The sequence below is a fragment of the Paraglaciecola sp. L3A3 genome, from assembly GCF_009796765.1.
In the GTDB taxonomy this organism is placed as follows: Bacteria; Pseudomonadota; Gammaproteobacteria; order Enterobacterales; family Alteromonadaceae; genus Paraglaciecola.
In genome coordinates this window covers 2,963,377-2,977,586 of sequence record NZ_CP047023.1, presented here as the reverse complement: position 1 = coordinate 2,977,586, position 14,210 = coordinate 2,963,377, and the positions used below count along the sequence as shown (strand labels likewise).

Genomic DNA, 14,210 nt, shown 5'->3' with positions numbered 1-14,210 from the left:
TATTTAATTACAACTCACAAGGCAAGCAGTAAGCGTATACACCTTTAGGGTCGTTAAGTTCTACCATAGCTTCAATATCCGCTGTTATTTCTTTGACCAGACTAATTAAGGTATAGCTAGTATCAGATTTAAATGCGCCGTCTAAGCTAACCGCTGTTTTTTGGAATAACTCCCGCCAAAACAGCTCACTTTTAGACAAATCACGTTGGATATATTGAGTATCATATTCAGTTAAATTAGCAAAATCAGCAGCGGCTTGGATACCATCTTGTAAATATCCTAACTCGTCTACCAAACCAATTTCTTTTGCTGTGCTACCAATCCATACACGGCCTTGAGCTATTTGATCGACTTGTTCTTTAGTCATATTACGATTGTTCGCAACTAGGGTAATAAATTTATCGTAACCATGTTCAATACCACGCTGCATGATTTGGCCCATTTTAGGATTTAGGCTACGAGTTACCCCCATGCCAGCAAACTCTGTGGTGCCAACCCCATCAGTATGAATACCCAGATAATCTAAAGTGTTTTCAAACGTCAGGAACATACCGAATATACCTATGGAGCCAGTAATGGTACTTGGTGCTGCAATGATCTTGTCTGCTCCTGCTGAAATCCAATAACCACCTGATGCCGCGTAAGTACTCATTACAGCAACTACTGGTTTGCCGGAGTTCTGTAAGTTTTCGACTTCTTGTCGAATAACTTCAGAAGCAAATGCGCTACCTCCAGGAGAATCAACATATAAAACGACAGATTTTATTGAGTCATCTAGGCGTGCCTTTCTAAGTAATTGAGCCGTACTATCGCCACCAATTGTGCCTGGTTTTTTGGTGCCATTTAATATGGTGCCTTTTGCTACAATAATGCCAACTTTTTTCACATCTTGAGGTTCAAAAGGGAAGGGGTTACTGATGACTTGTAAATAATTTTTATAAGAAATGGCGTTAAAGCCGGTATTGTCTTTGTTACTACCAACTATTGAAACAATTTCTTGCAGGGCTTCTTCACGGGTTTTTAGACCGTCAACCCAGCCGTATTGCAGCGCATATTTTGCGAAGTCGCCATCAACTTGTTCAAATTTTTCTAAAAAAGTATCAAGGTTCTCATCAAAGTTTGATACGTCTAAACCCCGAGCTTCAGCTACTTCAGCTTTGTATTGTTGCCACATAGCAGTTAACCAAGCTTTATTCGCCTCTTTAGCAGCATCAGACATGTCATCACGAATATAAGGTTCGACAGCCGATTTATAAGTACCCACTTTAAAAACGTGAGTCTGAGCCTTAAGATTTTCGATAGCAGATTTAAAATAAGTTCCGAAACGACCATATCCTTCAAACAACATAAAGCCCATAGGATTTAGGTATAAATGGTCTGCATGACTGGCTAGATAATATTGGTTCTGACTATAATAATCGCCAATCGCATAAATAGGTTTTTCACTTTCTTTAAAGTCATCAAGGGCAACCGCAATTTGTTCTAATTTATCTAAACCTGCACCACCTAAACCGTGTAAGTCTAAGACTAAGGCTTTGATACGGCGATCTTGTTTGGCATTGTGTAAAGTATGTAATACGTCTTGTAATAGTACTTCAGGATTTTCAGAATCTTGCTCAAGTGCTTCGCTAATAAATTCTTCGAAGGGATCGATTGCTTGTTTTTCGATAACTAAATCACCCTTTAGTTTTAAAACTAAAGCTGAACCTTGTGGCACTGTAATTTTGTTACCATCTTTACTCGCAACTGAAATAATTACGATGATGATCCCAATAAAAATAAGATTAAAAAATAATTTACGACTGAAGTTTAAAGCAGTCCAAATTCCGACGAATAAAGATTTCGTCCAACTTTTTCCAGATGACATAAAAGAATTATCACACTTTATTAATTAATAATAATGCATCCTATCTAAAATTGAGCTAATAGGGTATTTGCAAATGTAATTCTTTGTAACTTTTAAATCTAACTAAAAGAATATAGACTGGTCTGACTAGATAGCTAAGCAAGAGTAAAATCGCCCATGACACAAAATAAATATTTTCCTCACCTGTTTGAACCATTAGATTTAGGATTTACTCAATTAAAAAACCGTACATTAATGGGCTCTATGCATATTGGTTTAGAAGAGGAAAAAAATGGTAATGAAAAACTAGCTACATTTTACGGTGAACGTGCGGCGGCTGGTGTTGGTTTGATTGTTACTGGTGGAGTGAGCCCTAATCGTCAGGGCTGGTTATTACCTTTTGGTTCTAGAATGGCCAATAAGAGTCATGCTAAACATCACAGGGTGATCACCGAAACTGTGCATCAGCATCAAGGGAAGATATGTCTGCAAATTTTACATGCAGGTCGTTATGCTTATCATCCATTTAGTGTGGCCCCTTCGGCCATTCAATCCCCTATAAGTCCTTTTAAACCTTGGGCTTTGTCTAAAAGAGGGGTGTTATCTACTATTGAAGATTACGCAAATTGTGCTCATATGGCCAAACTAGCGGGTTATGACGGGGTTGAGGTGATGGGATCTGAAGGTTATTTAATTAATCAATTCCTCTGTACCAGGACCAATAAGCGCAATGACCAATGGGGAGGTAGCTTTAGTAACCGTGCACGTTTTGCTGTGTCGATAGTTGAGGCAATAAGACAAAGAATAGGCACCGATTTTATTATTATATTCCGTCTATCTATGTTGGACTTAGTCGAACAGGGCAGTAGTTGGCAGGAAGTGGTTAGCTTAGGTAAAATGATTGAACAAGCCGGAGCTACAATTATTAACACTGGCATAGGTTGGCATGAAGCCCGGGTGCCAACTATCAGCACTATGGTGCCAAGAGCCGCATTTTCTTGGGTAACTAAAAAGATGAAGGCGGAACTCAGTTTACCTTTAGTTACCACTAACCGAATTAATACACCTGAAATAGCCGAAAAGGTGTTGGCCGAAGGACATGCCGATATGGTCTCAATGGCCAGGCCCTTTTTAGCTGACGAAAAGTTTGTTGAAAAAGCATCACAGGGGAAAAGTGATCAAATTAATACCTGTATTGCTTGTAATCAAGCTTGTTTAGATCACGTGTTTAAACGTCAACGGGCGAGCTGTTTAGTTAACCCGAGAGCGGGTTACGAAACTGAATTAAATTTTCCAGTGACTAAGCATAAACAAAAAATTGCGGTCGTAGGCGCTGGGCCTGCTGGATTAGCCTTTAGTAGTTATGCAGCTGAGCGTGGACATGAAGTACATTTGTTTGATAAGCACCAAGAAATAGGTGGACAGTTTAATTACGCTAAACGTATTCCTGGTAAAGAAGAGTTTTATGAAACGATACGCTATTTTAAAAATAAACTTGACCGTGTTGGTGTGCGGTTACATTTAGAAAATACACAAACAGTCGACAGTTTAGTGGCGCAAGATTTTGATCAAGTGGTGTTGGCAACAGGCATAGTACCAAGACAATTAAATATTCCAGGCATAGAACATGCGAAAGTACTGAGTTATTTAGATGTGCTGCGAGATAACAAACCGGTCGGTAAAAAAGTAGCAGTGATTGGGGCGGGGGGTATAGGTTTTGATATAGCAGAATTTTTGGTAGAAAAAGAGTCATTGTCTACCCAAACTGATGAATGGTTAAAATCTTGGGGTATAGATAAAAACCATCAAGGCGATGGCGGTTTAATTGCAGCAGAAATCGAAGCGCCAGCCCGTGAAGTTTATTTACTACAGCGAAAAGACAGCAAAGTAGGCAAAGGCTTAGGTAAAACCACAGGCTGGATCCACCGTGCTTCCCTTACTCGTAAAAATGTGAAAATGATGGCCGGGGTAAATTATATAAAAATTGATGATCAAGGTTTACATATTGAAGTGAATGGTCAAGCTCAGTGTTTAATAGTGGACAATATCATTTTATGTGCAGGACAAGAGCCTTTACGAGAGTTACAGGCTGGTTTGTTGGAAAAGAATATTCGCACTCATTTAATTGGTGGCGCCGACTTGGCATCTGAATTAGATGCCAAGCGGGCAATTAGACAAGGGGCCGAATTGGCCGCAGTGATTTAATTTTAATTGACCTTAGGAATTAAGCTGCGGTCGCTGGGCTAGATGAAATTGTACTGTTAGCTTTATTACCTTTTAGTTTTTCCACCAATAAATAATTGATTGGTACTAAAATTAAGGTGATAAAAGTAGCAAATAAAATACCAAAACCTAAAGATACTGCCATAGGAATTAAGAATTGTGCCTGAGTTGATTTTTCAAATAACAAGGGCATAAGTCCAAAAAAGGTAGTTAAACTGGTCAACATTATAGGTCTAAATCTAGATGCCCCAGCCGTAAGTACCGCTTCAATTAAACTGCTACCTTCAAGTCGCTTCTTATTGATAAAATCAACTAAGACCAGTGAATCGTTTACAACCACGCCGACTAGAGCCAACATGCCTAATACACTCATTATGGTTAAATCCATGCCCATTATCCAATGGCCAATAACAGCGCCTATCATGCTAAATGGAATAACACTCATCACAATCAATGGTTGCACATAAGACTTAAACGGAATGGCGAGCAGGCCATAAATGGCAAAGAAAACCATCAACAAGCCAATTGACAAAGATGCGAAAGATTCTCTTTGTTCACGAGCTTCGCCTTCAAGTTTATAACTGACACCAGGGTATTGATTAACTAGCTCATCAACGTAATCTGTTAGTTCTGCTTGCAGCACTGTCATATTAGTTTTGTCTTTTTCAATGTCGGCGGTAACACTCACTGTACGGAAACGGTCAATACGTCTAATTTGTGAGGGACTTTTTCCTGGTGTCAGTGTCGCCACATGGGCCAATGGTACTGTGCCACCACTAGGCAGTTTAATCAGTATATTTTGTAGATCAGAAATAGAATGCCTTTCTTCTATCGGTAATCGCACCATTACCCGCACATCATCTCGTCCTCTTTGGATACGCTGTACTTGGCTGCCAAAAAAGGCGTTTCTCACTTGATTAGAAATATTAACTCTAGTTAGACCTAAAGCATTACCTTGCTGAGTGAGCTCAATCTGTAGTTCTTCCTTACCGTCAGACATACTATCAGCAATATCAAATACAGTAGGGTAGGTGCTTAAATGTTGTTTTATTTGATCGGCTACTTCTTGCAAAGTGCTTTGCGAATTGCCAATTAATTGTACGTCTATAGGATCTGAGGAACGGCCTATTTCGGCCCTAAAAGTCACACTTTCTGCACCGGGGATTTCACCAATTAAGCCTCGCCATTCTTGGACTAATTGAGCTGAAGTGATAGAGGATTCTCTACTTTCTGGAGGGGTAATTTCGAATCTGACCGAGCCAGTATTGGCTGAACCTCCTCGGCCACCAGTTGAGGCCAGAATATTTAATACGATACTTTCGCCTGATTCTTTATCCGTATATTTTTCTTTAAGATCATGTGCTTTATCTGCCATCTTGACAATATACTTATTGGTCACATCAAATGTAGTACCCGTTGTCATTGTCAAGGTGGCTCTTACTGTCTCACTGGGTATACGAGGAAAAAATACAAACTTTGTCCAGCCACTCATCAGTAAGGTGGTAATGATCACAAACGTACCAATAAACAGCGATAATGTGGCTAATTTGTGGCGTAAGCATAAACCTAGTAATGGTTGGTAATACACTAATATGGCTTTTTCAAATCCGTCAGCGAATTTTTGTTGCCATATTTGTAAGCGATTTCGAGACTCTTCTTTTTCGTCTCGCAACTTTAAGTATTTTAAGTGAGAGGGCAAAACAAATTTAGACTCTATCAAGGAAAATAGGAGTACGGGTATAACGATAACGGGAATTTGCGCAAATAAAGCACCACGGCCACCTTCCATAAAGGCGAAGGGTAAAAATGCCACTATTGTGGTCAAAATACCAAAGGTCACAGGTGTCGCGACTTCTTGAGTACCTCGAATAGCCGCTTCTTCACCGGATTCGGCGGTTCGCATATGAGTGTATATGTTCTCGCCGGTAACTATTGCATCGTCGACCACTATCCCCAATACCAGTATGAAGCCAAATAAACTAATCACATTGAGGGTTACGTCAAAGATAGGCATAGCTAAAAATGCGCCCATAAATGATACGGGTATACCAATAAACACCCATAATGCTATGGCTGGGCGCAAAAATAAGGTTAACAGTAACAATACTAATATACCGCCTTGAATGGCGCTGCCGGTTAGAGTGGCAATTCGATTTTTAACAATCTGTGAGTCGTCGTCCCAATAACTGAGTTCGTAACCTAATGGCAAACTGGCTTGTTTTTCTTGAATGTAGTCTTTAACTTTAGTTGCCACTTCTACTGCACTTTGTTGACCAATACGATAGACATCAATAAAAGCGGCTTGTTTACCGTTAAAACGAGTGCGAATAGGGGTTTCTTCAAAGTCATCTTTGATTTCGGCAATGTCTTTTAGACGTAATATAGAGCCATCTTGATTGGTCAGAATAGGAATATTACTGAATTCATCCTTACGATAAGCCTGACCTTTGGAACGAATTAACACATCGCCTCCATCAGTCTTTATATTCCCAGCTGATATGTCTTGACTAGAACTTGCTACTGCTGAGGAAATATCGGCTAAGGTTAATCCATATTGACGTAATTTTTGTTGGGGAACTTCTAGGGCAATTTCGTAATTACGTACACCTGCTAATTCTAATTGGGTGATGCCAGGAATACGTAACAGGTCATCTCGAATTTGTTCGGCAAACTCATTGATTTCTTTTTCGCCATAATCGGCCGCGATTGTCACGGCTATTACTTCACGTATTCTTTGTGCAAGGGATATAACAGGCTTTTCTGCCGTGCCGGGGAATGTATTAATGGCATCAACACGAGATTTTATATCGGCTAATTTTTCTCTAGCATCGTAGTCGGATTCTATTTCAATAGTCACCCGAGCCGAGCCTTCAGAAGAGACACTAGTGATCTTTTCAATGCCCTCCAAATCTTGAACGGCTTCTTCAATTAATATTGCCACCCCAAGCTCTGTATCTTCTGGCGTCGCACCTCTAATTGATACACTGACGTTAATTACATCGGATTCAAAAGAGGGGAATACTTCTAAAGGAATACGACTGGTAAGACTGTAAACACCGGCCAATAATATTGTGATCATCAGCAGATTGGCTGCTACGTGATTTCGTGCAAACCAAGCAATCATAGTATTTCTCTACTTATGTGATTATTAATGCTGCTAGTAATCATTATTGTGGTCCTTTCGCGCCGTTAGGTGTTTGACCACTTTGTCGACGTTGTTTTAATTCTTCTAGGGTAATGCCCATACGTTTAGCTGCTTCACGCATTCTTGCATCTTTGTCCGTAGCAGAGTTATTGTTTTTTGCTCTGCCGGAAATGGCAACAGGTGTACCTGAACTGACTTGGCCTAAAGGAGTAGTAACCAACACATCATTGGCTGAAAGGCCATCTTCAATAATGGTTTTTTGGCTATTCTGCCAGCGAATTTTAATATCGCGACGTTTTAATAAGTCATCTTCCACTACGTACACATAACTGCCTTGGTAAATCGCGTTATTGTTAATGACGATGGCATTATTGATAGTTTTACCTTGTACTTTAGCGCTGACATATTGGCCAATTTTAATTGATGTACCTGGATGGATTGTTGGATTATATGGGTCTTTGATTTGTGCAACTATGTAAAGCTGCTGTGAGCTGGCGTCTATCGCTGCTTCAGTGCGAGTAATTTGTCCGACCCAATGTTGGTTGCTGGTTAAACTAGAAGTGAAATTAGCTTCTATAGAAGGTAATTCAGGGTTGTTGATGCGAAACTCTTCAGGAAAGTTAATCAAGTCAATATCACTATTATTAATAGGTAAACGAATTTCAACTGAATCTGTTGAGTAAATTTCTGCCAATTTACTGTTATTTGCTAACACTTGGCCAAAGTCAACTAATTGGCTCAAGATACGTCCATCATATGGCGCGGTAATTTTTGTACGTTCAAGGTTTAATTGGGCGCGAGCGAGTTGTGCTTCTGCTGACAATAAGTTGGCTTTAGCTGCAGCTAATTGCGGTTTACGTAGCACCAAATCACTAGCTGGTTGCCCATTACCTAGTCTTTGCCAATCAATTTCTGCTTGTTTTGAGTTAGCTTCTTCTTCTAATAATTTTTGTTGAGCAGATAACAAACTTGCTTCGGCAATTTGTTTATCTGCCAAGTAATCTCTTTGATCGAGTTTGACTAAGACGTCACCCTTACTAAAAAAGCCACCATTTCTAAATTGTGGACTCACATAGTTTATTTGACCTGATACTTGGGCCACAAGTGCGCTTTGTGTTTTTGGTTGCACAGTACCGTAACTATCGACTATGACTTGATATTGTTGTGGTTGTAAATTTACAACTTCAACAGTTAATTGTGGTTTTGTTGATTTTCCACCGCGACGACTTTCAGGAGGATTATTAAGAATAAAATTAGCTACAAGGGCAGTGACTGCTAAAATAATCAGTGGAATTAGCCATTTTTTGGTATTACTCATAGGTTGAGTCGTCCTGTTGATTGTTATTGTTTTGGCTAAAATCGCCGCCTAAGGCAAGATGTAAATTGACTCTGTTATTGAGTAATTGATTCTTGATTTGGATTAATGAACTTTGCGCGTTAAAAGCTCGACTTTGAGCATCAAGTACAGTGGTGTATGTCACCAATCCTTTTTGGTATTGCTCAAAAGATAAATTCTCAGCCGCCAATGCATTTTCTTCTGCATCCAAAGTCGCGTGATATCTTTGTAATAAATTCTTTTCATTGCTGATAGCGTTCTCTACCTCAGCAAAGGCGCCATATAATGTATTAAGGTAAGCTTGTTCTTGTTGTTTGAGTCTTAATCTAGCAATTTCTTCACTGGCTTTTAAATTTCCAGCATTAAAAAGAGGTGCGGTAATGCCGCCTAACAAAGACCAAGCAATAGATGAAGTGGTGAGAAGATCTGATAACTCGTCAGAAGTATTCGAAACAGAAGCGGTTAATTTGATACTTGGAAATCTTTGTTTGTGGGCAAATGCTAATGCTGCATCTTGCGCTAACACCTGATACCAAGCAGACTGTAATTCTGGTTTACGGCTAACTATTTCTGAGGGCAGACCTAAGGGAATGTCATTTGTCAGCAGAGGCAAGCTTTGTTGATTAATTTCAGTAACGATTTGACCGCTAGGGTAACGGCCCAAAAGTTGTTCTAATACGCGGGCCGATTGCAACAAGTTTGTTTGTTGCGATGCTAAATTAGCTGTTTCTGTATTTAATTCATTTCTAGATAAATACACATCTAACGCTGTATTCACCCCTTGTTGATAGCCTGATTCAATAATATCTAAGCTCTGTTGAGCATTTTTGACTCTTTGTTGGAACAAGTGTGTCAACTGATTAGCCATGATCAGGTTAAATCCATTACTGATAACCTGACCGACAATTTCCTGCTTTTGTTGTTGATGTTGGGCTTTAGTTGCCAAATAGTTTAAATGAGCATTTTTTTGATTATCAGAGAGTTTACCCCAAATATCTATCTCGTAACTTGACTCTAATTTAAGTGAATGTTGATTACTGACTACTTGAGTGGCTGCAGTTTTACTTCTACTTGTATTTAAGCTCAAGTCTAAATCAGGCCAAAGTGATGCACCACTTTGTATAACTTGTTGCTTTGCTATATCAACGCTGTAAGCTGCTTGAAGCAGGGCTTGGTTTGAGTTCAGTGCTTGATTAATAAAGGTCTCTAAAAAAGGCTGTTGAAATTGTGCAAGCCAATTATTCTCGATGACTGATAATTGTTGAGTATGTTGCCAATTTTCTGGAATTTGAAAATGTTGTATTTCTTTGTTCACTTGTTGCGTATTGATACAACCATACAAAGAAAAACTGAATAATATCGGGATGTAAAATTTCACTATTGGGTGATTCTCAAGCCAGTTTTATTGATAAGTTAAACTATTGATTGTTAGCAATAAAGTACTTTACGCAATTTTTACAATTAAGTGGCTGATTAGTTATTTTGATTAGGATATTTTCAGGTAAATTTAGCTTAGACATTATCATTAAAAAACATGACTTTATGTTGTTTATCTCTATTTTCTTTTACTTTATACATAGTCGTGTCAGCTTGTTTAATAAGTGTGTCTATGTCACAAACTTGATCTTGTTGGTAAAAAGTCACCCCTACACTGGCACTGACAGAGACTGTTTCATTCACTTGTGTTAATAAATACGGGTTTTCAATATTACTGATTATTTTGTCGCAAACATTATGTACTTCTTCAACAGTTAATCCCGGTAAGATAATAACAAATTCATCTCCTCCCCAACGAGATAATATATCTCGACGACGTAATGCCTGTGTTAACTGTTGCGCCACATGGATTAAAATTTCATCGCCAGCATCATGCCCATAAATATCATTAATGGGTTTGAATTTGTTTAAATCCAGCAATATCAACGCAAAAGCTACATTTGATTCTATCAATTGCGTTAAAGTTTGTTTCGCCCCTCTGCGATTGAGTAGATTGGTCAATTGATCTGTGCGAGCTTTTAGATCTAGTTGTTCTATTTTTAATCTACCGGCTGATATGTCATGCAGAGTGATTTGGTAATATTCACCAAAATCATCAGTTAGGGTCGCAGTTACAATAGTCTGGACCCAGATAGAGTTATCTTCGACGTTGTAGTTTAATTTGAATTCCCCTGATGCTATTTCATTGTGATTAAATGCACTAGTCACTTGATGATCAAGTTCAATAGGATTTTCAAATAAATCTCTTAAATATGGGCCAAAATTTGTTTTGAAAGGGACCTTAAGTTTTTGTAATAATTTATCAAATGCTTGATTGTGTAAAACTATATCACCATTAGGTTCGGCTAATACAATAGGTGAATTAGAATTTTCAAAAAGCAATTTAAAATGGCGAGATAATTTTTCTACTTGCTGGCGTAATTTCCGTTCTTCGGTAATTTGATTTTCAGTTTTCCCTAGTAACAAATTGATATCTTTAACTAATATACCAATTTCACTATTATCATGAAAATTAGGTAATTGTATGCGTTCATTCGTACCAATAGACAACTCATGTAGTCGTGTCGCAATAAAAATTATCGGCCGAGTTACAATAAAATAGGCAACAAACACAATAATTAACACAATGATTGCGGCTTGTATGGTAATAGAGATTTGGTTATCTGAGCTAATTTCAGATGCTCGCTTTTCAATGTGTTTAATATTAGGCGTGATAACTAAATTGCCTACTTTGCGGTCTTTTTCAAAGGGAGAATACAGGGGAAAGGTGCGACTATCTTCGGTTTTTCGATAACCAGCAGAGTCCACTAAAAATTCTTTTGCGGTAATCGAAACACCTTTTACAATATCATTACTCATTAAGCCGGAAATAACTTCTGTAGCTAGTTCTTTATCGAGTAGATATGTTGCAACTGATGCGGTAGAAGAAACAGTTTTAAACAGTTGCTCTACTTCAATTTGGCCATTTTCTTTTTCATTAATATAGGTGAAATGGGAATAAAATTGGGAAATAATCAAACCAATTACAAAAGCTGAAATTACAACTGCTAATGTAAGGCGAAGTATTAATCCGTTTTTATTCATTAAAGTTGTATACCACTTTTAGTTCAGGGGTTAAGTTAGAAGCACAAATATAGCCTATTGCAGAGTTCGTACTATTAATCAACGCTACCACATTTTCTTCACTTGTCACAATATCTGCTGTTCTTGCGTGTCCGGTAAATTTAAGTCTTGCCCAATATGAGTTTACACTGGCTAAAGAACGGCCAATTAAATTTTGATAAAAAATTTCTTTAATTCTATTGTTATCTTCTAACTCTAATGGACTTGCAGAATCCCCATTGGGATAGGCAATATATTTACCCATGAAAATGTCAATCACTTCTGACTTAGTTAATTTATCAGTCGGATTATTTTTATTCACTACTACCACTAATTCTTCAGCAGACTGCGCTAAATGACAACAAAATAATAAAGAGATAATCAGTATAAACCGAATCATAATGCAAAGCTCAGGGTAAACATGACACTAGTGACTGTTCGGCCTGTATCATTACCCTGCTCCCTTAGCCAAAGAGTCGCTCCATTTTCATCTACATTGGTGACATTAAGTTGAAATTTTGATGTTAGATTGGTGCTGATATCACGCCGCCAACCAATTGAGTAGGTTGTCTGATTTGTACTATAAAAGTTTTTTGAATCCTCTATGTATTTAATCAACTCGGGAAAATATTGTGTATCTATTGGTTCGTCAAATATATAATTATCAGCGGAGGATTGAGAATATAAACCGTAATAGGTATTCGCTCCATGACGATAACTTGCGCTAAAATAACCACTATCGACAGGAAGTTCAGAAGTTGCCTCAGTGACAATCCTGCCTACTTCAAAACTAAATAACCAGTTTTGCCATTCCTTTTGGCCGCTGAAAGAGTAGTATTTTGCGATGCTATCTTTCAAGTTTAATGAATGACTAAAATCTAGGCGGTTAGGCCATAGGTATTCAGGGACCAGTTCAATTTGTTCACTGAGAAGGCGAATAGCATCAGCATTGTTATCGAAGGTTATTTTTGTATATCTCCCTTGGATATTCCAATCAAATTGATCGTAAGAGATTGAGGCGCCAAGCATACTCGATAAATCGAAATGTTGATTATCACCGAATGCATGCACAACTGATTGACTTTTCCCGAGGAAAAATTTGTACTTGAGAGTGCCTGAATTAAAACGTGTTTTGTATGTAATATCGCCACCATCTAAGTGTTCAAACGGACTTAAGGCATAAACCTCAGTTGGCACGTTGGTCCAAGTATAAGCAACATTGATATTTCGATATTCTGTTATTTTAAATAGATCAGGAATCAATCTACCTAATCTAACTGACCATTTTGCAGAAGGTGAATATTTGAAAAATGCCATAGTGATGAAGTCGCTAGCAGTCGCATCATTCATATCTTTTAATACGACTTGGCCAAGAAACTCTAACTCTCTGTTTATGGATACATCGACTTGTCCACCCAACAACGAGTTTGATTGAAAATCAAGATCACCTGCAAATACACCATTGTCGGAGTTAATATTATTGCGATAGCCTAATTGATTTGAATCGGCGAGGGTGAGTCCTAGGGTACCAAAAGCACTCCATTGGACTTCTTCAGCAGTAACAAATGATAGTATGCTTTTAGTAATGATAAACATACATAATATTATTTTTAACACATTAACCCAAAATTCATTTGTAACGAGAACAAAGTGTACGTTTATATAGGTTAATTTTCAAAGTAAAATTAAGTATTCAAATTACTCACTCAGCATGATTTTTATCTACTGAGTGTAAAAAACCAAACTTAAATGAGTAATTTTGATTAGGGTAGGCAGATGATTAGTGGTGGTGCCCGCCTGACAGTGCTTTACCTTTATCATCGTAAAAGCCGCTTGCTCCAGGTTCAATAAAACCTAGTGTCACCATGTTCGTTAAAAAAGGATCGGTATGGTCATCACCAATATCGGCAAAGTCTGTAGTTTGGTACTTATCTAGAGCAGTAAAATAGGATTGAATTATTTTTGCTTGCTCTGTTAGTTTAACCAGTTGCCATTTTTCTTGATGATGATCAGATACTAAAGTAAATGATTTAACTAATTTTCGTTCTGGTAACCATTCGATAGTAATTTCAGAATCTGTATCTTTTTTAGATAAATAATCAATCGAGTCGCAGCCTTTATCTAATTGATTAGTGAGTGTCATGGTGTTTAAAAATGTATCGGATATAAGTTGCAACCGATAGGACCAATCGGTTTCTTTTTTACCATGTACAGTTTCACCTGGCTGGTATTCGATGGCTCTTTTGTGAGCTTCAAAAAAACGAGTGGGTTTGATTAGTTGCTTTTTACTATTGGGGACAAGTTGCCACATTTCAGAAACAAGAGTGGAAGGATACTGATGTGCAACCGTATTTTTTTTTCGCCATAGAATAAGTTCAGTGGTTTTGCTTGCTTGATCTTTGCGTTTAATATCGATTTGATATTTAGCTTGTAAATATGAATCTTGATGACAGTCGTTTTGCCCAAAAGCTTGAGTGGATACGCCAGTTAATGTGAGTATTAATAGTGTTGTTTTTAGCAAAGGAAATTCCTTATTTACAAATAGAAAAACATGGTGCACG

Annotated in this window: 9 protein-coding genes; 1 reads left to right on the top strand and 8 read right to left on the bottom strand. The window is 38.0% G+C overall.

Translation table 11 applies throughout. The features are described 5' to 3' along the window. Nucleotides 1–7 precede the first annotated feature (7 nt). Nucleotides 8–1,867 (bottom strand): signal peptide peptidase SppA, encoded by a 1,860-nt coding sequence (gene sppA / locus GQR87_RS12430; protein ID WP_158969751.1) that lies wholly within the window; start codon nt 1,865–1,867, stop codon nt 8–10. Nucleotides 1,868–2,023: 156 nt separating this feature from the next. Between sppA and GQR87_RS12425 the strand changes: the two genes are divergently transcribed. After that, nucleotides 2,024–4,051, top strand: a complete 2,028-nt coding sequence (locus tag GQR87_RS12425) for an NADPH-dependent 2,4-dienoyl-CoA reductase (protein ID WP_158969749.1) — start codon at nt 2,024–2,026, stop codon at nt 4,049–4,051. Between the two features lie 19 nt (nt 4,052–4,070). Here GQR87_RS12425 and GQR87_RS12420 read toward each other — a convergent pair whose 3' ends face one another. The 7 genes from GQR87_RS12420 to GQR87_RS12390 form a co-directional block, all read right to left on the bottom strand. Beyond that, nucleotides 4,071–7,193, bottom strand: coding sequence for an efflux RND transporter permease subunit (locus GQR87_RS12420; RefSeq protein ID WP_158969746.1), 3,123 nt, complete (start codon nt 7,191–7,193; stop codon nt 4,071–4,073). Between the two features lie 43 nt (nt 7,194–7,236). Continuing rightward, complete coding sequence (locus tag GQR87_RS12415) at nt 7,237–8,532, bottom strand: efflux RND transporter periplasmic adaptor subunit (protein ID WP_158969744.1); 1,296 nt, start codon at nt 8,530–8,532, stop codon at nt 7,237–7,239. Next, on the bottom strand, nt 8,525–9,928 hold the full coding sequence (locus tag GQR87_RS12410; protein ID WP_158969742.1) for an efflux transporter outer membrane subunit: 1,404 nt from the start codon (nt 9,926–9,928) through the stop codon (nt 8,525–8,527). The genes GQR87_RS12415 and GQR87_RS12410 overlap by 8 nt, the downstream gene beginning before the upstream one ends. A gap of 134 nt (nt 9,929–10,062) precedes the next feature. Further along, the gene (locus GQR87_RS12405; protein WP_158969740.1) at nt 10,063–11,631 is read right to left on the bottom strand and encodes a diguanylate cyclase domain-containing protein; all 1,569 of its coding nucleotides are present in this window, start codon (nt 11,629–11,631) and stop codon (nt 10,063–10,065) included. Beyond that, nucleotides 11,624–12,049, bottom strand: a complete 426-nt coding sequence (locus GQR87_RS12400) for a hypothetical protein (RefSeq protein ID WP_158969738.1) — start codon at nt 12,047–12,049, stop codon at nt 11,624–11,626. Before GQR87_RS12400 ends, GQR87_RS12405 begins: the two co-directional genes overlap by 8 nt. After that, entirely contained in the window at nt 12,046–13,245 is a 1,200-nt protein-coding gene (locus tag GQR87_RS12395) for a hypothetical protein (RefSeq protein WP_158969736.1), read from the bottom strand. The genes GQR87_RS12400 and GQR87_RS12395 overlap by 4 nt, the downstream gene beginning before the upstream one ends. Before the next feature lie 184 nt (nt 13,246–13,429). Beyond that, complete coding sequence (locus GQR87_RS12390; protein WP_233267257.1) at nt 13,430–14,170, bottom strand: DUF4840 domain-containing protein; 741 nt, start codon at nt 14,168–14,170, stop codon at nt 13,430–13,432. Nucleotides 14,171–14,210 lie beyond the last annotated feature (40 nt).